This is a genomic window from Raineyella sp. W15-4 (genome assembly GCF_033170155.1).
Lineage (GTDB): Bacteria > Actinomycetota > Actinomycetes > Propionibacteriales > Propionibacteriaceae > Raineyella.
The window spans coordinates 449,257-472,202 of sequence record NZ_CP137079.1 but is presented as its reverse complement, the minus strand read 5'-3'; the positions used below and the strand labels follow the sequence as shown (position 1 = coordinate 472,202).

Annotated in this window: 26 protein-coding genes and 1 tRNA gene; 10 read left to right on the top strand and 17 right to left on the bottom strand. The window is 70.7% G+C overall.

Translation table 11 applies throughout. The features are described from left to right. Positions 1 to 42: 42 nt before the first annotated feature. On the bottom strand, positions 43 to 1,350 hold the full coding sequence (locus R0145_RS02145) for an Nramp family divalent metal transporter (protein WP_317838792.1): 1,308 nt from the start codon (positions 1,348 to 1,350) through the stop codon (positions 43 to 45). Then, positions 1,350 to 2,681 (bottom strand): magnesium transporter MgtE N-terminal domain-containing protein, encoded by a 1,332-nt coding sequence (locus R0145_RS02140; RefSeq protein WP_317838791.1) that lies wholly within the window; start codon positions 2,679 to 2,681, stop codon positions 1,350 to 1,352. The genes R0145_RS02145 and R0145_RS02140 overlap by 1 nt, the downstream gene beginning before the upstream one ends. A 241-nt stretch (positions 2,682 to 2,922) precedes the next feature. Between R0145_RS02140 and R0145_RS02135 the strand changes: the two genes are divergently transcribed. The 3 genes from R0145_RS02135 to R0145_RS02125 all read left to right on the top strand — a co-directional run bounded on the left by R0145_RS02135 (position 2,923) and on the right by R0145_RS02125 (position 4,688). Then, on the top strand, positions 2,923 to 3,216 hold the full coding sequence (locus tag R0145_RS02135) for a type II toxin-antitoxin system VapB family antitoxin (protein WP_317838790.1): 294 nt from the start codon (positions 2,923 to 2,925) through the stop codon (positions 3,214 to 3,216). A gap of 39 nt (positions 3,217 to 3,255) precedes the next feature. Continuing rightward, positions 3,256 to 3,792 (top strand): LytR C-terminal domain-containing protein, encoded by a 537-nt coding sequence (locus R0145_RS02130; protein WP_317838789.1) that lies wholly within the window; start codon positions 3,256 to 3,258, stop codon positions 3,790 to 3,792. A 68-nt stretch (positions 3,793 to 3,860) separates the two neighbouring features. Further along, positions 3,861 to 4,688 (top strand): oxidoreductase, encoded by an 828-nt coding sequence (locus R0145_RS02125; protein ID WP_317838788.1) that lies wholly within the window; start codon positions 3,861 to 3,863, stop codon positions 4,686 to 4,688. 385 nt (positions 4,689 to 5,073) lie between these two features. Here the strand turns inward: R0145_RS02125 and R0145_RS02120 are convergent. From R0145_RS02120 to R0145_RS02110, 3 genes are all read right to left on the bottom strand, one after another. After that, positions 5,074 to 5,158 (bottom strand) — tRNA-Ser (locus R0145_RS02120). A 170-nt stretch (positions 5,159 to 5,328) separates the two neighbouring features. Beyond that, on the bottom strand, positions 5,329 to 5,763 hold the full coding sequence (gene tadA, locus R0145_RS02115) for a tRNA adenosine(34) deaminase TadA (protein ID WP_317838787.1): 435 nt from the start codon (positions 5,761 to 5,763) through the stop codon (positions 5,329 to 5,331). Between the two features lie 35 nt (positions 5,764 to 5,798). Then, positions 5,799 to 6,425 carry a tRNA adenosine deaminase-associated protein gene (locus R0145_RS02110; protein ID WP_411742069.1) on the bottom strand — a complete coding sequence of 209 codons (627 nt, stop codon included), beginning with the start codon at positions 6,423 to 6,425 and terminating at the stop codon, positions 5,799 to 5,801. A 151-nt stretch (positions 6,426 to 6,576) separates the two neighbouring features. Between R0145_RS02110 and upp the strand changes: the two genes are divergently transcribed. Beyond that, positions 6,577 to 7,218, top strand: a complete 642-nt coding sequence (gene upp, locus R0145_RS02105; protein WP_317838785.1) for a uracil phosphoribosyltransferase — start codon at positions 6,577 to 6,579, stop codon at positions 7,216 to 7,218. A 164-nt stretch (positions 7,219 to 7,382) separates the two neighbouring features. Further along, entirely contained in the window at positions 7,383 to 7,823 is a 441-nt protein-coding gene (locus R0145_RS02100) for a hypothetical protein (protein WP_317838784.1), read from the top strand. A 26-nt stretch (positions 7,824 to 7,849) separates the two neighbouring features. On the opposite strand, the gene R0145_RS02095 is transcribed toward R0145_RS02100, so the two are convergent. The 3 genes from R0145_RS02095 to R0145_RS02085 all read right to left on the bottom strand — a co-directional run bounded on the left by R0145_RS02095 (position 7,850) and on the right by R0145_RS02085 (position 9,925). After that, complete coding sequence (locus R0145_RS02095) at positions 7,850 to 8,245, bottom strand: hypothetical protein (protein WP_317838783.1); 396 nt, start codon at positions 8,243 to 8,245, stop codon at positions 7,850 to 7,852. Between the two features lie 79 nt (positions 8,246 to 8,324). Next, the gene (locus tag R0145_RS02090; protein WP_317838782.1) at positions 8,325 to 9,224 is read right to left on the bottom strand and encodes a 1,4-dihydroxy-2-naphthoyl-CoA synthase; all 900 of its coding nucleotides are present in this window, start codon (positions 9,222 to 9,224) and stop codon (positions 8,325 to 8,327) included. A 53-nt stretch (positions 9,225 to 9,277) separates the two neighbouring features. Further along, positions 9,278 to 9,925: an NAD(P)H-binding protein gene (locus R0145_RS02085; protein WP_317838781.1), complete on the bottom strand. Its 648-nt coding sequence runs from the start codon at positions 9,923 to 9,925 to the stop codon at positions 9,278 to 9,280. Between the two features lie 154 nt (positions 9,926 to 10,079). Between R0145_RS02085 and R0145_RS02080 the strand changes: the two genes are divergently transcribed. Next, positions 10,080 to 11,057: a pirin family protein gene (locus R0145_RS02080; protein ID WP_317838780.1), complete on the top strand. Its 978-nt coding sequence runs from the start codon at positions 10,080 to 10,082 to the stop codon at positions 11,055 to 11,057. A gap of 55 nt (positions 11,058 to 11,112) precedes the next feature. Here the strand turns inward: R0145_RS02080 and R0145_RS02075 are convergent, their stop codons facing one another. The 5 genes from R0145_RS02075 to R0145_RS02055 all read right to left on the bottom strand — a co-directional run bounded on the left by R0145_RS02075 (position 11,113) and on the right by R0145_RS02055 (position 15,168). Beyond that, positions 11,113 to 12,036 (bottom strand): ABC transporter substrate-binding protein, encoded by a 924-nt coding sequence (locus R0145_RS02075; protein WP_317838779.1) that lies wholly within the window; start codon positions 12,034 to 12,036, stop codon positions 11,113 to 11,115. A 70-nt stretch (positions 12,037 to 12,106) separates the two neighbouring features. Beyond that, positions 12,107 to 12,796 carry an ABC transporter permease gene (locus R0145_RS02070; protein ID WP_317838778.1) on the bottom strand — a complete coding sequence of 230 codons (690 nt, stop codon included), beginning with the start codon at positions 12,794 to 12,796 and terminating at the stop codon, positions 12,107 to 12,109. Then, positions 12,793 to 13,452, bottom strand: a complete 660-nt coding sequence (locus tag R0145_RS02065; RefSeq protein ID WP_317838777.1) for an ABC transporter permease — start codon at positions 13,450 to 13,452, stop codon at positions 12,793 to 12,795. Before R0145_RS02065 ends, R0145_RS02070 begins: the two co-directional genes overlap by 4 nt. Next, entirely contained in the window at positions 13,452 to 14,270 is an 819-nt protein-coding gene (locus R0145_RS02060; protein ID WP_317838776.1) for an ABC transporter ATP-binding protein, read from the bottom strand. Before R0145_RS02060 ends, R0145_RS02065 begins: the two co-directional genes overlap by 1 nt. A gap of 58 nt (positions 14,271 to 14,328) precedes the next feature. Continuing rightward, positions 14,329 to 15,168: an SDR family oxidoreductase gene (locus R0145_RS02055; RefSeq protein ID WP_317838775.1), complete on the bottom strand. Its 840-nt coding sequence runs from the start codon at positions 15,166 to 15,168 to the stop codon at positions 14,329 to 14,331. A gap of 127 nt (positions 15,169 to 15,295) precedes the next feature. Here R0145_RS02055 and R0145_RS02050 point away from each other — a divergent pair, with 127 nt between their 5' ends. After that, positions 15,296 to 16,099, top strand: a complete 804-nt coding sequence (locus tag R0145_RS02050) for an alpha/beta hydrolase (RefSeq protein WP_317838774.1) — start codon at positions 15,296 to 15,298, stop codon at positions 16,097 to 16,099. A 3-nt stretch (positions 16,100 to 16,102) separates the two neighbouring features. On the opposite strand, the gene R0145_RS02045 is transcribed toward R0145_RS02050, so the two are convergent. Then, a complete protein-coding gene (locus R0145_RS02045) occupies positions 16,103 to 16,960 on the bottom strand; it encodes a VIT family protein (protein WP_317838773.1) in 858 nt (285 codons plus the stop codon). 704 nt (positions 16,961 to 17,664) lie between these two features. On the opposite strand from R0145_RS02045, the gene R0145_RS02040 reads away from it, so the two are divergent. Next, positions 17,665 to 17,982 (top strand): hypothetical protein, encoded by a 318-nt coding sequence (locus tag R0145_RS02040; protein WP_317838772.1) that lies wholly within the window; start codon positions 17,665 to 17,667, stop codon positions 17,980 to 17,982. Positions 17,983 to 18,011: 29 nt separating this feature from the next. Here R0145_RS02040 and R0145_RS02035 read toward each other — a convergent pair whose 3' ends face one another. Further along, positions 18,012 to 18,479, bottom strand: a complete 468-nt coding sequence (locus R0145_RS02035) for a hypothetical protein (RefSeq protein WP_317838771.1) — start codon at positions 18,477 to 18,479, stop codon at positions 18,012 to 18,014. 45 nt (positions 18,480 to 18,524) lie between these two features. Next, positions 18,525 to 19,322 (bottom strand): hypothetical protein, encoded by a 798-nt coding sequence (locus tag R0145_RS02030; protein ID WP_317838770.1) that lies wholly within the window; start codon positions 19,320 to 19,322, stop codon positions 18,525 to 18,527. 167 nt (positions 19,323 to 19,489) lie between these two features. Between R0145_RS02030 and R0145_RS02025 the strand changes: the two genes are divergently transcribed. Further along, positions 19,490 to 19,876 (top strand): DUF6394 family protein, encoded by a 387-nt coding sequence (locus R0145_RS02025; RefSeq protein WP_317838769.1) that lies wholly within the window; start codon positions 19,490 to 19,492, stop codon positions 19,874 to 19,876. A gap of 45 nt (positions 19,877 to 19,921) precedes the next feature. Then, positions 19,922 to 21,673: a potassium channel family protein gene (locus R0145_RS02020; RefSeq protein WP_317838768.1), complete on the top strand. Its 1,752-nt coding sequence runs from the start codon at positions 19,922 to 19,924 to the stop codon at positions 21,671 to 21,673. Here R0145_RS02020 and R0145_RS02015 read toward each other — a convergent pair. Beyond that, entirely contained in the window at positions 21,615 to 22,919 is a 1,305-nt protein-coding gene (locus tag R0145_RS02015; RefSeq protein ID WP_317838767.1) for a TrpB-like pyridoxal phosphate-dependent enzyme, read from the bottom strand. The genes R0145_RS02020 and R0145_RS02015 overlap by 59 nt on opposite strands. Positions 22,920 to 22,946: the final 27 nt, after the last annotated feature.

Sequence of the window (22,946 nt, the reverse complement as noted above, 5' to 3'; positions counted from 1 at the left end):
ACGGAGGACTGGACAGGTCCACGTGCTCCGAGTCACACCGGGTCAGCCGCCGATGAAGGTCAGCCAGAGCATGGCGAGGATGCACACCACCACCAGGGCGATCACCACGTAGTAGACCGAGGTGACCGCCCGGCCGGCGACGTACTCGCCCATCAGCCGCCGGTCCCGGGCGATGCCGGCCATGTACGCCAGCAGCGGCAGCAGCAGCACCGCGTTGAGCACCTGGGTGAGCACCAGGATCGGCACCAGCGACACCCCGGGCAGCAGCACCAGCACCACCCCGATCACGGTGACGGTCGCGAAGGTGCCGTAGAACAGCGGCGCCTCCCGCGGGGTGTCGTCGAGGGCGGCCGGACGGCCCGCCACGTCGCAGACCGAGTAGGCGGTGGACAGTGGCAGGATCGACGCGGCGAGCAGCGCGGCGCCGAGCAGGCCGACGGCGAAGAGCGCCTCGGCCATCGGCCCGGCGAGGGGTTCCAGGGCGACGGCCGCGCTGGCCGCGTCGGTGATCTGGATCCCGTGGGCATACATGGTGGCGGCGCAGGCCACCACGACGAAGAAGCCGATCACGCCGGTGAGGATCGCCCCGGTGACCACGTCGATCCGCAGCAGACCGAGTTCCTTGGTGCCGAGCTTCTTGTCCACGGCGTACGACTGGATGAACGCCAGCCCCCACGGCGCGAGCGTGGTGCCGAGGGTGGCCGTGGTGATCAGGATCGAGTCCTTGGTCAGCGGCATCGCCGGCACCACCATGCCCTGCAGGGCGGCACCCCAGTCCGGCCGGGCGAGGATCCCGGCGCCGATGTAGGCGATGAACACCGCAGACAGCACGATCAGCACCCGCTCCACGCCGCGGAAGCCGCCGCGCAGCACCAGCGCCGACACCGCGATCGCGGCGATCGGCACCGAGATGTAGCGGGACAGGCCGAAGATCTCGGTGCCGGCGGCGACACCGGCGAACTCCGCGGTGGTGGTGCCGATGTTCGCCACGACCAGCGCGGCGATCGACAGCACACCGGCCCGGGCGCCGTACCGCTGCCGGATCAGGCCGGCCAGTCCCTGCCCGGTCACCACCCCGATCCGGGCGCCGAGGTCCTGGAAGAGGATCAGCGCGACGGTCGACACGACGAGGACCCAGAGCAACTGGTAGCCGTACGAGGCGCCGAGGGAGGAATAGGTGGTGATACCGGCCGGGTCGTCGTCGGACAGCCCGGCGATGAGCCCGGGCCCGACCACGGCGGCCAGCGCGGCGGCGCTCATCGCCATCCGGCGCCACCGGCCGACGCCGGCGGTGGCGGCGCCGTTCCCGATCGACTGTTCCTCGGTCGCGGTCTTCACCTTGCTCGCCATCACGCATTCCCTCCCTTGAGCCGCTGCCAGGGCCAGCGCCGCTCGATCTCGCCGAGGGCGTCGACCAGGTCGTCCGCGAGGATCCGGCCCTGCGGGCGGTTCTCCTCGTCCACCACCACGACCGAGGCCCCGATGTTGCCGCGGACCGCCTCGACCACATCGTCCAGCGGCGCGTCGACCGGCACCGTGGTGGGCCAGGGCGGTCCGACCAGTTCGGCCAGCGGCCGGGCCGGATCCTCGCCGAGCAGCTCGAGGGCGCTGACGTCGTCGACCAGCCCGCCGGCCTCGTCCACCAGCAGCACGACATCGCACTGACCGGCGTCCCCGCGGGCCGCCATCAGCAGACCGACAGCCGCCCCGACGGTGGCATCGGACCGGACGGTGATCATCGCCGAGGTCATCATGCCGCCCGCGGTGTCCTCGTCGAAGCCGAGCAGCGAGCGCAGGTCGACCTCGTCCTCCTCGGCCAGCGCGTCGAGCAACAACTCCCGCTCGTCGGTCGGCAGTTCCCGCAGTGCGTCGACGGCCTCGTCCGGCTCCATCGTGGCGAGCAGCTCGGCGGCCCGCTCGACGTCGACGTCGCCCAGCACGCTGGCGGAGTCGGCCGAGGACATCAGTTCCAGCGCGTCGGCGGCGTCCTCGGTGTCCAGGTCATCCAGCAGCTCCTGCCGCTCCGTACGTCCCAGGTCGCCGAGCAGGTCGGCGAGGTCGGCGGGTGCCAGCAGCTTGAGCTGCTCGTTCGGGACGTCGAGCTGGATGCCCTGCTCCTCCGCGACGGCCAGCGAGTGGATCCCCGCCCAGTCGAGGACGACCGACGGCGAGGGCTGCCGGCCGCGGCTGCCCGGCAGCGCCCGGCGCAGGAAGGTGGTCCAGGAGGTGTCGACCCCGACCAGCCGCCAGCCGTCCCCGACGTCGCTGAGGTAGAGGTCGGAGGCCCGCACCACCTGCACCCCGTGCAGGTCGACGAGCTGGTGGTCCACCACATCGTGGTACAGCTGGATCTCCAGCGGACGGCGGCGTACGTCCTGCAGGTCGAACTTCGCCACCTGCAGCTGCAACTGGCCCTGGACCAGGCCGGCCACATGGGAGGCGTGCAACCACACCCGTCGCGGCCCGATCCGGACGATGTAGCCGACCACCGGCGGGTGCGGGTCGCCGGCCAGCACCACGACGTCGTCGAGACGTCCCACCGGCACCCCGTCCTGTCCGCGCACCGGCCGGCCGATCAGCCCGGCGGCGGAGACCAGCAGACCGGAGACCTCACGCCGGGTCTCGGATCGTCGGCGCCCGCCCGCTGCGGCGGCGCTCATCGCGCTCAGAGGAGATTCCATTCGACTGCCTCCCTCGCTGTGCTCCGGCATCGCGTCCGACGCCGGGTCGATCATCCTCCCCGCGCCGTCCACCCACCAACCGAGGCATGGCGGGCCTTACAGTGGCCCCAGGGTGCGACCGAGCACCCGGTCGGACGCAGTCTGTGCCGTGTCTTAGGGCTGTGTCACATCTTCCTAACGGGTCGGTGGCCGCACCGACGCCCGGCACCATCGGCCGGATCCGACACGTAACGTAGGGGATGTGATTTTCAAGCGCGTGGGTGATGGACGTCCCTACCCGGACCACGGGTACGTCCAGAAGCAGTGGGCCGCCATCCCTCCGCACCAGGTGCGCCTCGACCAGCTGGTGACGACCAAGCGGACGCTGGATCTCGAGGCGCTCCTGGAGGAGGATTCCACCTTCTACGGGGACCTGTTCGCCCACGTCGTGTCGTGGCACGGGGAGCTCTACCTGGAGGACGGCCTGCACCGGGCGCTGCGCGCCGCACTCCAGCAGCGCCAGACGATGCACGCCCGGGTGCTGGAACTGGGCTAGGATCCCAGCACCTCGACACCGTACCGGGAGGAGTCTGCGATGGACGCCCAGAAGCTGTGGCGGACCATCCGCACGCCCCTCATCCTGTTGGTCCTCATCGCTGTCGTCGCCCTGGGCACCCTGTGGGCCTGGCAGCAGATCCTCAAGCCGTCGCCGAAGGCCCAGCCGGCACCCTGTGTCCCCCAGACGGTGCAGGACGGCAAGCTGTTGTCGCAGCAGGTGACGGTCACCGTGGACAACGCCGGCAGCAAACAGGGGCTGGCCGGTCAGGTCTCCCGGTCCCTGACCGCGCAGAAATTCGTCGTCACCGGCACCGGCAACTCCACCAGCATCGTCACCCAGGACGTCGTCGTGGTGGGCTACGCCGTCGACGCCCCCGAAGTGAAGCTCGTCGCCGCACAGTTCCCGAAGGCCGAGGTCCGCGCCGACACGACGATGACCGACCATCTGGTCCGGGTCATCGTCGGGGACCAGTTCGCCGGAATGAAGGACAAGGCCGCTGCCGCGATCGCGGTGGACGCCCCGTCGGTCTGTCTGCCGGCGCTGCCCTCGGCGTCCGCGTCGCCCAGCTCCTGATCCGTCCCGGCCGCCCCACGGAGCGGCCGCATAGGCTGGGCGCGAGGCCCCCCACGGAAGGATCTGGCATGACTGCTCCCGTCGCCATCGTCACCGGCGGCTCGTCCGGCATCGGTGAGCTCACCGCCCACCGGCTGAAGGAACGCGGCTACACGGTCTACGCGGCGGCCCGGCGAACCGACCGGATGAAGGGGCTGCAGCGGTCCGGCATCCACACCCGGGCGCTGGACCTCACCGTCGATCGGTCGATGCAGGACCTCGTCGACACGGTGGTGGCCGAACAGGGCCGGATCGACCTGCTGATCAACAACGCCGGGTTCGGCGCCTTCGGGGCGGTCGAGACCGTACCGCTACGCGACGCCAGGGCCCAGTTCGAGGTGAACGTCTTCGGCCTGGCCCGGATGACCCAGCTCGTCCTCCCGCAGATGCGGTCGGCGGGCACCGGCCGGGTGGTCAACGTCTCCTCGATCGCCGGCTACGTCGCCGAACCGTACGGAGCCTGGTACCACGCCTCCAAGCACGCCGTGGAGGGGCTGTCGGACTGCCTGCGGATGGAGATGAAGCCGTTCGGTGTCGATGTCATCCTGGTCGAGCCGGGCCCGGTGCGCACCGAATGGAACGCGATCGCCGCCGACTCGCTGGTGAAGTCCTCGAAGGGCACGCCGTATGCCAAGCACGCCAAGGCCACCCGCCGGGCGCTGCGGGCGATGAACTCCGGCGTCCTCGCCGTGCCGGCCTCCCGCGTCGCCGACGTGATCGTCCGCGCCGCCACCGACGACAAGCCCCGGGCCCGCTACCCCGTCGGGCGACGCGCCGCCGCGATCATCACCGCCGCGAAGTACCTGCCCACCAGGGCCGTGGACGCGGTCACCGGGCTGCTGTATTTCGCCCGCTGACGCTGTTCCGCCCTCCCCCAGAGCCCATCGGATGGTCCTCGACACCACCGGCCCTGTCCGGGTGAATCTGCGGGTGATAGGTACTCCGCCTGGCGACATCGCTGCGATGGTGGCGCTAGCGTTCCTCTCGCCCCCGCAGCATCCCCCAGAGCTCCGCGGGGACACAGTGCCCCGCTCATTGCCAGAGGCATGGGACCGGGGGGCGGTGCCCGAGCGTCGTCAGCTTGGGCGGGGCGCTGTCGTGGGCCAGCACCGATAGCTGGTTGAGCGGCGACGGGGGCAACAGCCCGAGGACAGCGTCACTGCCGCGGCCTGCTGGACCCCGAGGATATGACAAAGGCCCGAGATCCTTGGTGAATCAAAGGATCCGGGGCCTTGTCTCCCGCGGTGACGGTGGGATTTGAACCCACGGTAGGTCTCCCTACACTCGCTTTCGAGGCGAGCTCCTTCGGCCGCTCAGACACGTCACCGTCGAGAGACATTACACGAAGGTGGCCGTCGGGTGCCAATCGAGCGAACCGCCGGACGCCACGGCCGGGCGCGGGGCACCATGGCCCGGCACGACCTCAGCCACCGAGAACGAGCTCAGCCATCGACGCGCCCCGGCCCGCGCGCCGGACCCACCCCGCACGCCGGCCGGTCAGTCCCGGCGCCCCTCGAAGAAGTCCAGCAGCGGCGCGGCGCACTCCTCCGCCATGAACCCGCCGGTCACCTCGGGGCGGTGGTTGAGCCGCGGGTCACGGACGACGTCCCACAGCGACGCGACGGCACCGGCCTTGGGGTCGTACGCCCCGAAGACCAGCCGATCGAGCCGGGCGGCGACGATCGCCCCCGCACACATCGTGCACGGCTCCAGGGTGACCACCAGGGTGCACCCCTCCAGCCGCCATTCCCCCAGAGTCCGGGCGGCCACCCGGATCGCCACGATCTCGGCGTGCGCGGTCGGGTCGGCGTGCCGCTCCCGTTCGTTGTGCCCGGTGGCGAGCAGCTCACCGGCCGGCCCGAGGACGACCGCACCGATCGGCACGTCACCGTGGGCCGGGGCGAGTCGGGCCTCGTCGAGGGCACGCAGCATCGGGCCGCGCCACCCTCCGCTGGGAACCGGGGCGTTCAGTCCTCGAACTCCTCCTGGACGGTGGCCCGCACCTGCGGGCCCATCCCGATCCGGTCGGCGAGCTGGAGCAGCGCCTCGTCGCTGGCGGTGTCGAAGTCCTCGGCCAGTTGTTCGAGGTCGAAGTCCCCCACACCCAGGTCGCGCAGGATCTCGGAGTCGCCGACCGGGACGACCTCGTCCTCGTCCTCGCCCTCCGTCGGGACCTCGTCCAGGCCGAGGTAGTCGAGGATGTCGCGGGCGACCGGCCATTCGTCGGAGGCGGCACCGTCGGACAGGAAGACCTGGACGATCGCACCGCGGACCCGGACGATGACGAAGACCTCCTCGACCAGGGACAGCATGCCGATCGCCCCGGCCTCGCCCGGCAGGCGGCGCAGGTGGTTGATCATCTCGTCCAGGTCGTTGGCCATCTCGAGGTCGAGCGCGACGACCACCGGGTTACCGTCCTCACGGTACGCCGCGATGACGAAGTCGACGTCCTCGTCGGTGGCGTCGTCCAGTTCCTCGTAGTCGTCGTCATCGTCCTCGTCGGTGCCGTCGTCCTCGAGGTCGTCATCGTCGTCGAGCTCGTCCTCGGAATCGAGGTCGAGGTCGTCGAGTTCCTCGTCGTCGTAGTCAGACACGCCAACCTCCTGATCGCCCATGGCCACCCTATGCTCTCAGAGATCCAGCAACGGCGACAGTCGGACGCGGGCCGGCTCCGGCCGCACTCCGCCCCCGACCGACCCGGGGCCGGCCGACCCGGCCCGGCCCCGATGTGACACCCTGAAGGGCGTGGAACTTCATGTGGTCGATCATCCCCTGGTGGCACACAAACTGACCCTGCTGCGCGACTCCTCGACGGCCTCGCCGGTCTTCCGCCAGCTCACCGACGAGCTGGTGACCCTGCTGGCGTACGAGGCGACCCGCAACGTACGGGTCGAGGCCTGCACCGTGCAGACCCCGATCCGCGCGGCACAGGGCGTCCGGCTCTCCGCCCCCCGCCCGCTGGTGGTGCCGATCCTGCGCGCCGGGCTGGGGATGCTGGGCGGGATGACCCGGCTGCTGCCCACCGCCGAGGTCGGCTTCGTCGGGATGGCCCGCAACGAGGAGACACTGCAACCCGTCACGTACGCCGAGCGGCTCCCCGGGGACCTGTCCGGGCGGCAGTGCTACGTGCTGGACCCGATGTTGGCGACCGGCGGCTCGTTGGCCGGGACCATCCAGTTCCTGGCGAATCGGGGCGCCGACCACGTCACGGCGATCTGTCTGCTCGCTGCCCCCGAGGGCGTCGAGCACATCCGTACGGTCACCGCCGGACTGGGGGTGCCCTGTCACCTGGTCGTCGCCGCCGTGGACGAGCGGCTCAACGAGCACGGCTACATCGTGCCCGGGCTGGGGGACGCCGGCGACCGGCTCTACGGACTGGCGAACTGACCCGACGGGTCGCGGTGTCCCACACGGCCCGACCACGAACGGTTCGGTCGGGATCGGCCCGATCGAGACCGAATCGTCACCTTCTGACGGCCCTCAGTAGGCCAGAATGTGATCAAGGTCACATGTAGCTGTGACAGGTCGATCCTGTCCTCAAGGGGGACGTCATGACCATCACCATCAAGTACCTCGCTCGCCTCATCGCCCTGCTTGTCGTCGTCCAGGCCGCCGTCGCCGTCTGGGGGGTCGCCGAGGACATCCAGTTCCAGGAGGCCAACCCGGGCGTCCCGTCGCCGTTCCCGCTCGGCGCCCAGCTCCACGGCATCCTCGGGATGTACGTCATCCCGATCGCGGCCCTCGTCCTCTTCGTCCTCACGCTGATCGTCCGTCGGGCCCGGCTGTGGGCGGGGCTCGCGCTGGCGTCTGCGGTGGTCCAGGTCCTCTTCGGTCTCGGCGGCATCCTCGTCACGCCGTACCTCGGACTGCTGCACGGCATCAACGCGTTCGTCCTGGCCGGGCTCGCCATGATGGCTGCCCGGGAAGTGGACAAGACCCAGGAGGCCGCCGCCCACCCCCAGCACCGTCGTCAGAGCCAGCCGGTCAGCTGACCCAGACGGCCGACCGGCTGGCTCTGTCAGGCCTGCGCCTGCACCGTGGCGGCCTGCTTCGCGGCCATCGGCACCAGTCCGACCACACCGGCCACGATCAGCACACCCAGGATGATGTGGACGATCTCCAGGTGCACCTCCGCCAGACCGATCTGGACGATCATCAGGACCGGCAGCGAGAGGGCGTGGAAGAAGACGCCCTTCGCCCCGGTCAGCTTCGCCACCTGCCACGCGAACACCGCCGCGACGACGGCGCTCAACGTGGTCAGGTAGCCGATGCCACCGTGGACCGCGCGCAGCTGACCGGCGATCCCGGTGGCGATCAACAGCCCCAGGACGAGCTGGATCAGGGCCAGGACGGCGGTGACACCCGCCGTGACCTGCAGGCGCCGGACGGACGGGGAAGGGGAGCTCTCAGCCATGCCACCGACCCTAGCGGGACCTGCCGGAGCGACAACTCCGCCGACCGGTCCGTGCCGCGGGACGGCGTTGCCCGGTCACTCAGTAGTAGTACGGGAAAGCCGACCAGTCCGGATCGCGCTTCTCCAGGAAGGAGTCCCGGCCCTCGACCGCCTCGTCGGTCATGTACGCCAGCCGGGTCGTCTCGCCGGCGAAGATCTGCTGGCCGACCATGCCGTCATCGATGGCGTTGAAAGCGAACTTCAGCATCCGCTGGGCCGTCGGCGACTTGCCGCAGATCTTCTTCGCCCACTCCAGACCCTCGAGCTCCAGCCGGTCGTGGTCGACGACCTTGTTCACGGTGCCCATCTCGTACGCCCGTTGGGCGTCGTACGTCTCGCCCAGGAAGAAGATCTCCCGGGCCACCTTCTGGCCCACCTGACGGGCCAGATAGGCCGACCCGAAGCCACCGTCGAAGGAGCCGACGTCGGCGTCGGTCTGCTTGAACCGGGCATGCTCGCGGCTGGCCAGGGTCAGGTCACAGACCACGTGCAGGGAGTGGCCGCCGCCGGCGGCCCAGCCGTTGACCAGGGCGATGACGACCTTGGGCATGAACCGGATCAGCCGTTGCACCTCGAGGATGTGCAGCCGGCCGAGCTTGGCCGGATCGACCGTCTCGGCGGTCTCCCCCTCGGCGTACTGGTAGCCGGCCTTGCCGCGGATCCGCTGGTCACCGCCGGAGCAGAAGGCCCAGCCGCCGTCCTTGGGCGAGGGGCCGTTGCCGGTCAGCAGCACGCAGCCGATGTCCGAGCTCATCCGGGCGTGGTCGAGGGCCCGGTAGAGCTCGTCGACGGTCTGCGGCCGGAAGGCGTTGCGCACCTCCGGGCGATCGAAGGCGATCCGCACCGCGGGCACGTCCGTGGCCCGGTGGTAGGTGATGTCGGTGAAGTCCTCGAAGCCGGGCACCGGCTCCCACAGTGCGGGATCCCACGATTGCGTCATGGGCCCCAACCTAGTCCCGACACCGCCCCTGTCCCGACACCGCCCGGCGGCCCTCAGAGCGCCGCGAACGCCTCCGCGATCGGCACCTCGCCGTCCGCGAACGGGATGAACTTCCCGATCGTCGCCGGCTGGGCCAGCGCCTCGCGGACCGCCAGCGCCACGTTCCCCCGCGAGGTGGGCCGGCCGGAGCCCACGCCGGCCTCGATCCGACCGGTGGGCTCGTCGAGGGTGAGCGTGCCGGGGCCGAGGATCGTCCAGTCCAGCGCGCTGCCGCGCAGCGCGTCGTCCGCGGCGAGCTTGGCGTCGGCGTACGGGAAGAAGGAGCTGTCGGCCGGGACTCCGAGGTCGGGCACCGACCCGGCCCAGGACACCATCACGTAGCGCCGGACACCGGCCTGCTCGGCGGCCCGCATCGACCGGATCGCCGCGTCGCGGTCCACCGCGTACGTCCGGGCCGGGTTGCCGCCGCCGGCACCCGCGGACCAGACCACCGCGTCGGCACCGGTCAGCGCCGTGGCCATCGCGGCAGCATCCATCGTCTCCGCATCCGCCAGCACCGCCTCGGCGCCCGTCGCCCGGATGTCGTCGAACTGGGCCTCGTGGCGCACCCACGAGCGCACCCGATGCCCCTGGGCCACGAGCAGCGGGGCCAGCCGCAGCGCCACCTTGCCATGTCCGCCGATGATCACGATCGTCGCCATGGCCTCACGCTACCCGGCCCCGCCGACACCCGTCACCGGCACGGGTCTTCCGCTCCCACCCCTCCGGGAATATGATTGATCTGTCAACTGTTTGGAGAGTCATCACCACCGCGTGGGCATCCGACACCCCGTGGGTCATATCCGAGGAGAGATCATGCCTGCCGTGACCGCCGACACCCTGACCCTGCCGCGCCTCACCGCCGCCCGTCCGGAGGAGACCGAGCGCGCCGCGCGGACCGTGACGACCGCGCCGAGCTCGTTCGAGGGCGAGGGCTTCCCGGTCCGCCGCGCCTTCGCCGGCGTCCCGCTCGAGCTGCTCGACCCGTTCGTCCACATGGACCAGATGGGCGAGGTCGAGTACGCCCCCGGGGAAGCCCGGGGCACCGACTGGCACCCGCATCGCGGCTTCGAGACCGTGACGTACATGCTCGACGGCCGATTCCAGCACCAGGACTCGCAGGGCGGGGGCGGGATGATCTTCGACGGCGCCACCCAGTGGATGACCGCCGGCAGCGGCGTCCTGCACATCGAGACCCCGCCGGCCGAGCTGGTCGACGCCGGTGGCCTGTTCCACGGCATCCAGCTGTGGGTCAACCTGCCGGCCAGGGACAAGATGATCGCCCCGCGCTACCAGAGCCTCGATGGTGGTCGGGTGGGCCTGCTCGCTTCCGCCGACGCCGGCGCGCTGGTCCGGGTGATCGCCGGGGAGATCGACGGCCACGCCGGCCCGGGCTCCACACACAGCCCGATCACCATGGCGCACGCCACCGTCACCCCGGGTGAGCGGCTGTCGCTGCCGTGGCGCAAGGACTTCAACAGCCTGGTGTACGTCCTGGCCGGTCGCGGCACGGTCGGCGGCGACGCCCGGCCGGTGCACAAGGGCCAGCTCGCGGTGATGGGCGCCGGCGACCGGCTGACGATCGCCGCCGACGCCGTCCAGTCCGGCAAGGAGCCGGCCCTGGAGGTGCTGCTGCTCGGCGGCCGGCCGATCGGTGACCCGGTGGTGCAGTACGGCCCGTTCGTGATGAACACCCGGGCGGAGATCATGGCGGCCTTCGAGGACTTCCAGCACGGTCGGCTGGGCCAGGTGCCGGTCGACGGCCTGCGCCCCTACCACGGCCGGGGCCACTGACCCAGCCGGACCCGGCACAGCGACCCCGGTCGCGGGGCGCTGTGCCGGGGCGCGGTCAGACCAGGTTCTTCTGCTTCAGCCAGTCCTTCGCCACCTGGGCCGGGGAGGCCTTCTCGGTGCCCTGGTTGCGGGCGTTCAGGGCCAACAGGCCGTCGGTGGTGAGGGCCGCGGAGACCTTGTTGAGGGTGTCGGTGACCGTCGCGGTGCCCGCCGTGGCGCTGATCAGCGGGACGACGTTCTGCGGCATGATCAGGTTCTTCGGGTCGGCCAGGGTGACGAACCCGTTGTCCTTGATCGCCGGCGTGGTGGTGTAGATGTCGGCCAGGTCGACCTGGCCGTCCTGCAGCGCCTTGACGGTCAGCGGGCCGCCACCGTCGGAGATGGCCACGAAGCTGAGCCGGTCGGCCGGCACCCCGTAGACCGAGGTGAGGCCCTTGGGGCCGTACGGGCGCTCGGCCAGCTCCGGGTTGCCGCCCACCTTGAGGGTGCCCTGATAGCCGGCCAGGTCGGCCAGCGAGGTGATGTGGAACTTGTCGGAGAACTCCTTGGTGACGTTGTAGGAGTCCTTGTCCTCGGCGGGCGCCGGGGTCAGCACGGTGAAGCCGGCGGGGGTGGCCGCGGTGAGCGCCTTGTCGACCTCGTCGGGGGTGGTTGCGGTGGTCTTCGGGTCGAAGTACTGCAGCAGGTTGCCGGTGTACTCCGGCACCAGGTCGATCGAGCCGTCCTTGAGCGCGCCGATGTAGATGTCCCGGGCGCCGATCTGCATGTGGCGCTCGGCCTTGATGCCCTTGGCCTCCAGGGCCTGGGCGTAGATCTCGGCGATGATCTCGGACTCGGGGAAGTTCGCCGAGCCGATGCGGACGGTGCCGGCGGCCGAGGAGGCCGGGGCGCCGGAGGTGGGGTTGGAGGTGGCGCACCCGGCCAGGGCCAGGATCAGCGCCGCGGCCAGTGCCAGGAGGCGTACGGGTCGGCGGTTCATGGTGTTCCTTCCGGTGGGTTCATCTCAGTTCGTGCGAGTGGGTTTCATCTCAGTGCGAGTGGGTTTCATCTCAGTCCGCGCCGATCGAGGCGCGGACGCCGGCGGTCGTCAGACGCCGCTGGAGCAGGGTGAGCAGGCCGTCGACCAGCAGCGCGAGCACGGTCACCAGCACGGCGCCGGCGAGCATCCTCGAGTAGTCGCGGACCGGCAGGCCGTCCAGGATCAGCCGGCCCAGGCCCCCCAGCCCGAGGTAGGCGGCGATCGTCGCGGTGGCGATGACCTGCAGCGTCGCCGACCGGAAGCCACCGAGGATCATCGGGGCGGCCAGCGGCATCTCCACCCCGGTGACGATCTGGCGCTCACTCATCCCGACGGCACGGGCGCCGTCGACCACGTCCGGGTCGATCGCCTCGACCCCGGCGTACGCCCCGGCCAGGATCGGCGGGACGGCGAGCACGGCCAGCACGATCGTCGATGGCAGCAGTGCTCCGTCGATGCCGACCCCGAGCGCCACTGCCAGGAAGGTCAGCAGGCCCAGCGACGGCAGCGCGCGCAGCGCGCCGGAGATGCCGATGGCCACTCCCCGGCCACGTCCGGTGTGGCCGATCCACAGCCCGAGCGGCAGCGCGATGACACCGGCGAGCAGCACCGCCAGCACCGAGTACCACAGGTGCTGGGTGAGCCGGGTGCCGATCCCGCCGGGACCGGGCCAATGGGCCGGATCGGCGATCCAGGCCAGCGCGGCGAGGACGAAGCTCATCCGGACGCCCCCGTCCGGGTGTCGGTGGCCCGCACCCAGGGCAGCAGGACCCGGCCGCCGAGGACGAGGAGGACGTCGAAGACCACGGCGAGCAGCACGGTGCCGATGATCCCGACGGCGATCTCGGTGACGAAGCTGCGGGTGTACCCGTCGGTGAAGAAGTAGCCCAGCGACTGCACCCCGATCAGCGCGCCGACCGAGACCAGCGACAACGTCGAGGCGCTGACCACCCGCAGACCGGCGAGCAACGGCGGCCCGGCAAGCGGCAGGTCGACCCGCCAGAACCGCTGGGTCGGGCTGTGGCCCACCGCGACGGCGCTCTCCCGGACCGTCCCGTCGACCGCGTCGAAGGCCTCGGCCGCCGTTCGCACCATCAGCGCGATGCCGTAGAGGGTGAGCGCCACCACCACATTGACCGGGTCGAGGATCCGGGTGCCGAGCAGCACCGGCAGGATCACGAACAACGGCAGCGACGGCAAGGCGTAGAGGAACCCGCTGCCGGCCAGCAGCACCCGGCGGACCGCGGGGTGCCGGTGCGCCCACCAGCCGAGCGGGACGGACAGCAGCAGCGACAGGATGATCGGCGGCACCGCGATCACCACATGGTTGACCGCGAGCGACCAGATCTGGCCGGCATTGGCGAGGGCCCAGCGCATCAGTCCGCCCACCGTTCGGCGTAGCCGGTCAGCCGGCCGTCGGCGTCGATCACGGCGAGCGCGCCGTCGCGGGGCTCGGTGTGCAGCCGGCGCCGGGCTCCGCCGATGAACTCGGCGACGAACGGGTCGGCCGGGCGGGCCATGATCTGCTCGGCGGTGCCCGCCTGGGCGACCCGGGCGCCGGTGCGCAGCACGAGGATCTCGTCGCCGAGCAGGAAGGCCTCGTCCACGTCGTGGGTGACGAAGACGATGGTCTTGCCCAGGTCGGCCTGGATCCGCTGCAGCTCACGCTGCAGATCGGCGCGGACGACGGGATCGACCGCGCCGAAGGGCTCGTCCATCAACAGGATGTTGGGGTCGGAGGCGAGCGCCCGGGCCACCCCGACCCGCTGGCGCTGCCCACCGGACAGCTGCGAGGGGTAGCGACGGGCCAGGGTGCCGGCGTCCAGACCGACCAACTCGAGGAGTTCCCGGGCCCGCCGGTGGGCCGTCCGGCGGTCGACGCCGGCCAGCAGCGGCACGGTGGCCACATTGTCGGCCACCGTACGATGCGGCAGCAGGCCGGCGCTCTGCATCACATAGCCGATCCGCCGACGCAGCGCCACCGGGTCCAGGTCGGCGACGTTGTCGTCGTCGATCCACACACTCCCACTGGTCGGGTCGACCATCCGGTTGACCATCCGCAGCAGCGTCGTCTTTCCGCAGCCGGAGGAGCCGAGCAGCACCCCGACCCGGTGCGAGGGCACCTCGAGGGAGAAGTCCTCGACCGCGACGGTGCCGTCGGCGAAGCGCTTGTGGACGTGGTCGAACCGGATCATGGCTTCTCCTGTCGTTCGAATGCCGACCAGTCAAGCACAGACCGCCGACATCGAGGCCTCAGCGGTGCGGGAAGAGGGCCGCCACGGGCACCGCCGGCCGGCCGAGCACCGCCGCCACGTCGCCGGACGGCGGGCCCATCTCACCGTTGGCGATCGCCTCGTACGTCGAGACCCACGCCTCGACCTGCCAGTCCGGCGCCCCGTAACGGGACCGCGAGGCGTACGCCTGCTGGACGTCCTCCTCCTGGTAGCGGATCGGACGGCCCTGCGCCGCGGAGAGGATCCGGGCGATGTCGGCCAGCCCGAGCGCCTCCGGCCCGGTCAGGTCGTACGTTCTGCCGGCATGGGCGGCCGGCCGCAGCAGCACCGCGGTGGCCACGTCGGCGATGTCGTCCTGGGCCACGGCGGCGACCCGGCCGCTGCCGGCCGGCCCGCGGATCACCCCGCCGGTCGACTCGTCCTCGACCAGGCCGGGGAGGAAGTCGGCGTAGAGGCAGTCGCGCAGGAAGGTCCAGGCCGGGCCGGCGCCGCGCAGCGCCTGCTCGGTCTGCCAGTGTGTCCGGGCCAGCCGGAAGGTCGCCTCCGGCCCGGCGCCGAAGAACGAGGTGTAGACGATGTGCGCCACCCCGGCGGCGCGGGCCGCCGCGACGAAGGACAGGTGTTGCTGCAGCCGGTCCTCGGACTCGGTCGCGGAGATCATCAGCACCGTGTCGATGCCCCGCAGGGCCCGGCGGACCGCGGCCCCGTCCCCGTACGGTGCAACCACCGGGGTGGCCCCGGGCAGCACCGGCGCCCGGCGCACGTCACGGACCAGCAGCCGCTGCGCCACCCCGGCATCGGCCAGCCGCCGGGCGATCCTGCCTCCGAGCCGTCCTGTGGCTCCGGTCACGGCGATCATGCGCCCACGGTAGGCGCCGCGGGGTCACCACACCAGCCCCAGGGAGTCACCACACCGGCCCCGGAGACCCATCGCACCGGTCCCGAAGGGGTGGCCGAGGGTTGCCCCGGCTGGCACGATGGAAGTCATGACGACTCTCGCCTGGCATCGCCATGGCACCGCTCCCGCCGAGGGACCGATCGACCTTCTCCCGCTCGTACTGCTGCACGCTTTCCCGTTCGACGCCTCGATGTGGCATGACGTGGTGGGCGAACTCGACGACGTCCCGGTGCTCACGGTCGACGCCCCCGGTTTCGGCGGCTCCCCCGCGCTGCCCGGGGATCCGTCGCTGTCCGCGTACGCGGAGACGGTGGTGGCGGACCTGGCCGAGCTCGGGGTCGACCGGGCGGTGTTCGCCGGGATCTCGATGGGCGGCTACACGGCGCTGGCGATCGCCGCCGAGCGCCCTGCGGTGATCGCCGGACTGGGTCTGCTCGACACCAAGGCCGAGGCGGACTCCGAGCAGGCCCGGGCGAACCGGCTGGCGATGGCCGCCGCGGCGGAGGGCCCGGCCGGCAGTTCCGTCGTCCTCGGGCTGCTCGAGGCGGGCCTGAGCCCGATCACGCTGGCCAACCGGCCCGAGGTGGTCGAGGCGGTCCGCGAGGGCCTGGAGCAGGCTCCGGCGGCCGGCGTCGCCTGGGCGCAGCGGGCGATGGCAGCCCGCCCCGACCGGCTGGCCGTCCTCGGCATGATCAGTGCCCCGGCGCTGGTGCTGCGCGGCGAACACGACGCGATGACCGGCGCCGAGGAGGCCCGGCACCTGGCCGGGCACCTCGCCCGGGTCGAGCTGGTGGAGATCCCCGAGGCCGGCCACTTCACCCCCGCCGAGGCCCCGGCCGCGGTGGCCGGGGCGCTGCACGCGCTCTACCTGCAGGCGGTCCGGGAGCTCTGAGGATCAGCCGCCGCTGACACCCAGCAGGGTGCCGATGCCGTAGGTGAAGGCCATCCCGAGGCCGCCGCCGACGAGCAGCCGGACGACGGCCGGTCCCTTGCGGGCGCCGCCGAGCCGGGCACTCACCACCCCGGTCAGTGCCAGCGCGACCAGCACCACCCCGAAGGTGACCGGGATCCGGGCCATCGGGATCGGGGTGAGCAGGATCGCCAGGATCGGCAGCACCGCCCCGACGGTGAAGGCGATCGCCGACGCCAGCGCGGCCTGCCAGGGGTTGGTCAGCTGGTCTTCGTCGATGCCCAGCTCGATGTGCAGGTGGCTGCCCAGCGCGTCATGGGCGGTCAGTTCGTGGGCCACCCGGGTGGCGGTCTCCTTGGACAGGCCCTGGTGCCGGTAGAGGCCGACGAGCTCGGCGAACTCCTGCTCGGGGAAAGTCTCCAGCTCGTACGTCTCCTTGGCGATCAACGCCTTCTCGGTGTCCCGCTGGGTGGACACCGAGACGTACTCCCCCAGCGCCATCGAGACCGCACCGGAGACCAGCCCGGCGATGCCGGCGACCAGGATCGCCGAGGTCGCGCCCGGGTTGACCGCAGCCACGCCGACCACCAGGCCGGCGGTCGAGACGATGCCGTCGTTGGCGCCCAGCACGCCGGCGCGCAGCCAGTTCAGCCTGTCTGCCACGTCCGGGGTGTGCGGCTCGGGAGCGCCACCGGGATGGGCGGCCGACGGCGACCCGGCGACGACGTCCGACTCCTCCGCCGCCTCCGCCTCGGCTTCGGGACCGATCCGGGCGGCCTCGTCGGCCCGCTCGGCGTCGTCCTCGGGTCCGGTGCCGGCGGGTCCGGTGCTGCGATCCACCATGGTGGTGACCTTTCGCTCGAACGATGATGAGAGCATCTCACCGTGTCGCCGAGGGCGACGCCACCGAGGCAGCACTCACCTGCTGTCCCAACAGCGGTCCACTGGCTCGTCCTACCCGAGTTCACAGCGTGTGACTGTGAGCACACCCCCAGAAGTGGGGGTGAACCGCCCCTGAGCGCCCGGATAGGCTCGGCGACGGAGCCGGTACACGACCGGCACCACTTGGGGGAAAGATAGCGCCATGGACTGCAGGAAATGTCACCGCCCGTTGCACGACTGCCCAGACTGCAAGGGAGGAACCGCTACCGGAATGTTCGGCAAACTCACCTGCTCAACCTGTGGGTCCACCGGCCTACTCTGCCCGGTGGACGGGAAACACCACGGACGATAGGTCGGTGCCTACCGATCGCAACCGTGGACGATCGCTTCGCCAGCCGTATTGACCCGACAGGTTGGGGGGCCGCGTCAAGTCGTCGAAGCACTCAAGAACGACTATGGCGACCCCGCTACACCACTATCAGGGACCCCACTCGAACCTGCCGGGCAGGAACAGTAGTCTGCTGAAAGAATTCGATTCACCGGGAGGGCACGAAATGGGCTTGTTCGGAAAAACGACACCCAGAGGGCCGGAGGGAAACACTCTTCCGAATTGGTCCACTGACCCGATTAGCAGCCAGAGCCGCCTCGCTCAGACTCCACCCGAGTTGGTTCCGTTGGCGCACCAGTTGATCAAACGGGCCGGCCGTGGAGCGCAGTTCGTCGCGCTTGAACGACTCTTCACACTGATCGGCGCACAAACGGACGCCTACGTGTCGCAGTTCCCCCAGCTCCGGAAGTATAACTTTGAAGAGATTAGGAATGAGTTGTACACCCGCACCGACTTCGACTCCTCTATGCTCTTTTCGAGCCTGACCTACTTTGGCGCCGCGGGTATAGCCATGAATAACGGTTTGATTGAGCAGATCCCCGTCTTCATCGACGCCCTTGAGCAGGCGGCCCGCGAAGGGAATCTCGACGCTTGAACGTTTGATTGATGCTGCTTCTTTCTGAGTCACTGACCAGGAAGGATTGGCTCGTGGTCAAGACGTCCGCGACCACTGATCGTGCGGGCATCGTCGATGGCCGCGCCCTCGATGCGGAGCAGGTCCGGCGCGTACGACTGGACGGTCGGAACAAGCTCGAACAGGCACCCCGTCTCTGCCGGATCAGCGAGTTGCGCCCCGGCCGACGGGAGCTGTTGCCACGTCCCGACGCCCTCGGCGATCCAGGGCAAGTGGTTGGCGACACTCTTGGTGGTGGTATCGGTGCGCAGCCGCACCGTGACCTCACCGGCGCCGTCACCCCCGAGAACGAGCCTGAGGTGAGCCCCCGGCTCCAGGCCGGCGGCGAACTGCAGCAGCCGCGACGACGCCTGCATCGCCCGGTCCGGGGCCTGATCGTCGCGGTACGGCGTCGTCAGGGCCCACCACGACGAGCGCTCCGACGGCCCCTGGACAGGCTGTCGCTCCTTCGGCTGCACGATGACTCCCGGACGAAACCGGCGCCGTTCGTCGCTTCGTCACCCCTAGCGCACGGTCGACGGCACCCAGCCACGACGCCGCATCCACGCCCCGATGAGATAGCAGATCAGCGCGACCACCACGAACGCCACGGCCGTGGAGAATCCCCTCCCGAGACCGAGGAAGGAGAGGTAGAACTCCGCCAGCACGGCCGCGGAGGCGAACAGGTTCAGCACGATGCTCGGCAGGAGGGCCAACGCGATCGGGATACCGATCGACAAGAGCACGAGGACGGCCTGACCCCACCCGGTCAGGTCACGCAGGGTGACACCGAACGGGCCGGCGAGCAGCACCATGACCTCCAACGCCGTGTACCAGGCGAGCCCGGCCATCGCGTGCGGATCCAGCGCAAAGCGGAGCGGCAGGAGAAACCCGAAAAGCAGGCCGAGCGCCACGACCATGCCCACCAGGAGCCAGTCACCGCCGGCCGCAGCGTCCCGCACGGCCTGAGCCGACTTCACGATGGCAGCGAAGCCCCCGACCAGGGCGGCGGGCATGGCGACCAGGACGCTGCGGGACGCCCCGGCTCCGCAGGACCACGCGACGACGGCGGTCAGCAGCGTGCCGAGACCGGCGAGCTGCTCCACGGACGACCCGCTGGCGCCCCAGGACCCCACGGCCTGGATGATGTCGCTCACGGCGAAACCGGACAGCAGCGCGACTCCCCACGCGGCTTCGTCGTACATCCTCAGGGCCGACCAGGTGCGTGCAGGTCCGCCGGGTCCTCGGGCAGCGCGAAACATGAACAGGTAGAGGCCGATGAGCGCCGCCAACAGCGCCAGACTGGCCAGCAATTCGATCATCGGTCCGGTTCCCCCCACCGCAGCATGACGCCCCCTCGCTCGAGCCGCGGAACTTCCCCGGTCAGGATAGCCGCTCCCGGGTCGCGGGCAGCCCGCGCGGGATCAGTGGCTCGACCCGGCCGCCGGGATGCCTGCAGCCTCGATCCGTTTCCCCCTAGAGTGGCGCCATGAACTTCGAGAAGATCGTTTTCGGGTTCTTCATCACCCTTGCGGCGACGCTCAACTTCGGTTTCACCCTGGGCAACATCGCCGACCCGCAGCTGCACAACGTCTGGGAGCTGTCGGCGGCGATCGTGGTGAGCCTGATCGCCACCGTGCTCAAGTTCGGCGACCGGACCCAGCTCGGCGCCGTTCACCTGGCGACCAGCTTGGTCGCCGACCTGCAGCTGATCGCCTCCGCGGTGGTCTGGACGGTCTACGCCCAGGTGATGGATGCCTCGCCGCTGGGGGCCCACCAGATGTCCACGGTGGTCTCGCTGTCCGCCGGCGCCCTGCTGGCCAACCTCGTCTCGGTGGTGCTGATGATCAGCGAGTCGGTCATGCTGCGCCGCTGACCGGCCCGGTCCAGCCTTGGCGCCCGGTCCCGTGAGCACTCTGCAATGAGCACCGTTTTCTTCCTCGTCCTGCGGCGGATGCGTACGCCGCTGATCCTGGTCATCACGACCTTCTCGGTCTGCGTCTTCGGCCTGGCGATGATGCCCGGCGTCGACGCGAACGGCGATCCTGGGCCGCCGCTGTCGCTGTTCCATGCGTTCTACGTGATGACCTACACCGCGGCGACAGTCGGTTTCGGGGAGTTCCCGCCCGCCTTCTCCGACGCCCAGCGGCTGTGGATCACACTGTCGATCTTCATCGCGGTGACCAGCTGGTCGTACGCCCTGGTGACCCTGGTGGCGCTGCTGCAGGACCCGGCCTTCCGCGACGCACTGAAGACCGGCCGGTTGGCCCGCCGGGTCCAGCAGCTGCACGAGCCGTTCTACATCGTCTGCGGCTGCGGCGAGACCGGCAGCCTGGTCGCCCACGGCCTCGACGCCCTCGACTACCGGGTGGTGATCATCGACGCCGACGGCACCCGGCTGCAGGAGCAGCTGCTGCACGAGTACCACACCGACCCGATCCTCTCCGAGGCCGATGCCAGTGCCCCCGCGGTGCTGGAACGGTCCGGACTGCGGTCGGCGTGGTGCCGCGGCGTCATCGCGCTCACCGCCGACGACGACACCAACATCGCCATCACCGTCGCCGTCCGGCTGCTCCGGCCCCCGCTGCCGGTGTTGGCCCGGGTACGGACCGTACGGGCCGGCGAGCTCAACCTGGACGCCTTCGGCGCCGACCTGCTGATCAACCCGTTCGAACGGTTCGCCGGCCACCTCGCCTCGGCGGTGGCCACCCCGGAGCGCTACCACCTGCGGGAGCTGCTCACCGGACTGTCCGGGGCCCCGCGGCCGGAACGGCACCGGCCGCCCAACGGGCACTGGATCGTCTGCGGCTACGGGCGGTTCGGGCACGCGGTGACCAGTCGGCTGCGTCGCAACGGGATGAGCGTGACGATCATCGACCAGAAGCACTACGACGAGGGCACCGTCACAGTGCAGGGCACCGGTACCGAGCCCGACGAGCTACGGGAGGCCGGCATCGACCACTCGGTGGGGATCGTGGCGGGCAACAACCGCGACGTGAAGAACCTCGCCATCGCGGTCACCGCCCGGACGATGAAGCCGGACATCTTCGTCGTCACCCGGCAGAACCGGGAGGCGAACGCCCCGCTCTTCGACGCCTTCGAGGACGACTTCTGCATGGTGCCCAGCCGGATCGTGGCCGAGGAGTTCCTCTCGGTGATCACCACCCCGTTGTTGTCGGCCTTCCTGCGGACGCTGCCCGAGCACGACGAGGAGTGGTGCACCCGGGTGGCCGAGGCGCTGGAGGAGACCACCCCCGGCCGGACGCCCTTCACCTGGACCCTCCCGGTGGACCACCGCCGGGCCGAGGCGGTCCACCGGGACGTCAGCGAGGGCAACCTGGTCACCCTGCGCCACCTGCTCACCGACCCGTACGACCGGCAGCGCCGGGTCCCGGCGGTGGCGCTGATGATCCGCCGCGGGGAGCGGACGCTCACCATGCCATCGCCGGAGACCGCCGTGCAGCTCGACGACGAGATCCTGCTGGCCGGCTCCCTGTCGGCGCGCCGGCGGATCGAGCTGACCGCCGCGAACGACAACGTCCTCGACCACGTCCGCACCGGTCGGGAGGGCGCCGGCGGCTCACTGTGGCGGATGGCCCGCCGGGTCCGGCGGACTAGACGTACTTCTCGTACGCGGCGAGGTCGAGCACACCGTTCCCGGACAGACCGATGACGACCACCTCGCCGTCCTGGGCCGACGTCCGCAGGTGATCCATCGCCGCGGCGACCGCGTGGCAGGACTCCGGCGCCGGGATGATCCCCTCGGCCCGAGCGAACTCGATGCCGGCGGAGAAGGCGGTGTCCTGGTCGACGGCGGTCGCCGAGATCAGGCCGAGGTTCACCGCGTGCGACACGATCGGCGACATGCCGTGGTAACGCAGCCCGCCGGCGTGGATCGCCGGCGGCACGAAGTCCCGCCCGAGGGTGTACATCTTCAGCAGCGGCGTCATCCCGGCGACGTCACCGTAGTCGTAGCGGTACTCACCCTGGGTGAGGCTGGGACAGGCGGCCGGCTCGCAGGCCACCACCTTCGTGGTGGAGCCCTCGCGGAGGTTCTGTCCGATCAGCGGGAAGGACAGCCCGGCCAGGTTGGAGCCGCCCCCGGCACAGCCGAAGACGATGTCGGCCTGCGCCTCGCCCGCCTCCCGCAGCTGGACCAGCGCCTCCTGACCGATCACCGTCTGGTGCAGCATCACGTGGTTGAGCACCGAGCCGAGCGCGTAGTGGGCCTGCGGGTCCTCGACGGCCGACTCGACCGCCTCGGAGATCGCCATCCCCAGCGAACCGGAAGTGTCGGGGAACTTCGCCAGCAGCTCCCGGCCGGCCCTGGTGAGGTCCGACGGGGAGGAGTGGCAGGTGCCGCCGTAGGTCTCCATCTGCATCCGGCGGTACGGCTTGGTGTCGTACGACGCCCGCACCTGCCACACCTCGCACTCCAGGCCGAGCAGCGCACAGGCCATCGCCAGCGAGGCACCCCACTGGCCGGCGCCGGTCTCGGTGGTCAGCCGGGTGATGCCCTCCACGGCGTTGAAGTAGGCCTGGGCCACCGCAGAGTTCGGCTTGTGCGAGCCGGCCGGGGAGACCCCCTCGTACTTGTAGTAGACGTGGGCGCCGGTGCCGAGGACGCGCTCGAGGCGGTGCGCCCGGACCAGCGGGGAGGGCCGCCAACCGGCGTAGATCTCCCGGACCGTCTGCGGGATCTCGATCCACCGCTCGGTGGAGACCTCCTGGGCGATCAGGCTCATCGGGAACAGCGGCGCAAGATCCTCCGGGGTCAACGGCTGCCGGGTCTGCGGGTGCAGGTGCGGCGGCACCGGCTCGGGCAGATCGGCCACCAGGTTGTACCAGTGCGTCGGGACGGTCGACGGTACGGCGAAGCCCAACGGCTCCAGGGGACGCGGAGTGACGGTCTCGGTCACGGGGGATCCTTCCTCGGGTGCGGGCCG

Bases quoted from the DNA above. Each gene is read 5' to 3' on its own strand.
- R0145_RS02145 (WP_317838792.1), bottom strand. From the start codon at position 1,350: ATGGCGAGCAAGGTGAAGACCGCGACCGAGGAACAGTCGATCGGGAAC.
- R0145_RS02140 (WP_317838791.1), bottom strand. From the start codon at position 2,681: ATGGAATCTCCTCTGAGCGCGATGAGCGCCGCCGCAGCGGGCGGGCGC.
- R0145_RS02130 (WP_317838789.1), top strand. From the start codon at position 3,256: ATGGACGCCCAGAAGCTGTGGCGGACCATCCGCACGCCCCTCATCCTG.
- R0145_RS02125 (WP_317838788.1), top strand. From the start codon at position 3,861: ATGACTGCTCCCGTCGCCATCGTCACCGGCGGCTCGTCCGGCATCGGT.
- tadA (WP_317838787.1), bottom strand. From the start codon at position 5,763: ATGCTGCGTGCCCTCGACGAGGCCCGACTCGCCCCGGCCCACGGTGAC.
- R0145_RS02100 (WP_317838784.1), top strand. From the start codon at position 7,383: ATGACCATCACCATCAAGTACCTCGCTCGCCTCATCGCCCTGCTTGTC.
- R0145_RS02095 (WP_317838783.1), bottom strand. From the start codon at position 8,245: ATGGCTGAGAGCTCCCCTTCCCCGTCCGTCCGGCGCCTGCAGGTCACG.
- R0145_RS02090 (WP_317838782.1), bottom strand. From the start codon at position 9,224: ATGACGCAATCGTGGGATCCCGCACTGTGGGAGCCGGTGCCCGGCTTC.
- R0145_RS02085 (WP_317838781.1), bottom strand. From the start codon at position 9,925: ATGGCGACGATCGTGATCATCGGCGGACATGGCAAGGTGGCGCTGCGG.
- R0145_RS02080 (WP_317838780.1), top strand. From the start codon at position 10,080: ATGCCTGCCGTGACCGCCGACACCCTGACCCTGCCGCGCCTCACCGCC.
- R0145_RS02075 (WP_317838779.1), bottom strand. From the start codon at position 12,036: ATGAACCGCCGACCCGTACGCCTCCTGGCACTGGCCGCGGCGCTGATC.
- R0145_RS02070 (WP_317838778.1), bottom strand. From the start codon at position 12,796: ATGAGCTTCGTCCTCGCCGCGCTGGCCTGGATCGCCGATCCGGCCCAT.
- R0145_RS02065 (WP_317838777.1), bottom strand. From the start codon at position 13,452: ATGCGCTGGGCCCTCGCCAATGCCGGCCAGATCTGGTCGCTCGCGGTC.
- R0145_RS02060 (WP_317838776.1), bottom strand. From the start codon at position 14,270: ATGATCCGGTTCGACCACGTCCACAAGCGCTTCGCCGACGGCACCGTC.
- R0145_RS02055 (WP_317838775.1), bottom strand. From the start codon at position 15,168: ATGATCGCCGTGACCGGAGCCACAGGACGGCTCGGAGGCAGGATCGCC.
- R0145_RS02050 (WP_317838774.1), top strand. From the start codon at position 15,296: ATGACGACTCTCGCCTGGCATCGCCATGGCACCGCTCCCGCCGAGGGA.
- R0145_RS02045 (WP_317838773.1), bottom strand. From the start codon at position 16,960: ATGGTGGATCGCAGCACCGGACCCGCCGGCACCGGACCCGAGGACGAC.
- R0145_RS02030 (WP_317838770.1), bottom strand. From the start codon at position 19,322: ATGATCGAATTGCTGGCCAGTCTGGCGCTGTTGGCGGCGCTCATCGGC.
- R0145_RS02025 (WP_317838769.1), top strand. From the start codon at position 19,490: ATGAACTTCGAGAAGATCGTTTTCGGGTTCTTCATCACCCTTGCGGCG.
- R0145_RS02020 (WP_317838768.1), top strand. From the start codon at position 19,922: ATGAGCACCGTTTTCTTCCTCGTCCTGCGGCGGATGCGTACGCCGCTG.